The organism is Planotetraspora phitsanulokensis, from assembly GCF_016863295.1.
GTDB classification, from domain to species: Bacteria; Actinomycetota; Actinomycetes; order Streptosporangiales; family Streptosporangiaceae; genus Planotetraspora; species Planotetraspora phitsanulokensis.
In genome coordinates this window covers 1-896 of sequence record NZ_BOOP01000088.1, presented here as the reverse complement: position 1 = coordinate 896, position 896 = coordinate 1, and the positions used below count along the sequence as shown (strand labels likewise).

Annotated in this window: 1 protein-coding gene; it reads left to right on the top strand. The window is 65.6% G+C overall.

The window, feature by feature from the left end:
* A partial coding sequence (locus Pph01_RS42495; protein WP_204078948.1) for an ABC transporter substrate-binding protein occupies nucleotides 1-896 on the top strand: 896 nt, incomplete at both ends.

The following is an 896-nucleotide window of genomic DNA, read 5'->3' as shown; positions in this document are numbered from 1 at the left end:
GGTAACGACGCTCCGGGTACGCAGGTCACGATCGGGTTCTCGGCTCCGGCCGCTGACCATGGGTGGATCGCGGCGATCGCGAAGAACGCTCAGACGGCGGCGGGGCAGTTCTCGGATGTGACGTTCAAGCCGGTCGAGCCGACCAACGACATCAACCAGCAGATCTCGGCGGTGGAGTCGCTGATCCAGGCGAAGGTCAACGCGTTGGTGATCTTGCCGAACGACGGTCAGCAGCTGAACCAGGTCGCGCGGGCGGCGATGGACGCGGGTATCCCGGTCATCAACTTGGACCGGGTCTTCCCGGACAAGTTGTCCTACCGGACCTGGATCGGCGGCGACAACTACGGCATGGGCGTCGCGGCCGGGCACTACATCGGCGACCAGCTCAAGACCAAGGGCGTGGCCTCGCCGGTGATCCTGGAGATCCAGGGCATCGCGACGTTGCCGTTGACCCAGGACCGCAGCAAGGGCTTCGCCGATGCGTTGAAGACCTACGGGTTCAGTGTGACGGCGCAGCAGGACGCGCAGTTCACGGTGGAGTCGGGGACCGAGGTCGCGGCGAACCTGCTGCAGGCGCACAAGAAGATCGACGCGATCTGGAACCACGACGACGACCAGGGCATCGGGGTGCTGGCCGCGATCAAGGAGGCCGGCCGCAGCGAGTTCTTCATGGTCGGCGGAGCGGGATCGGCCAACGCGATGCGGGAGATCCAGTCCGGCACGAGCGTGTTGCAGGCGACCGTCACCTACTCCCCGACGATGGCCTCTTCGGCGATCAAGCTGGCGCGGTTGATCGCGCAGGGCAAGGGCATGTCCGACCTGGTCGAGACCCAGGTCCCGCAGTCCATCACCCTGTCCTCCGAGACCATCACCAAGGACAACGCCGCCAAGTACCT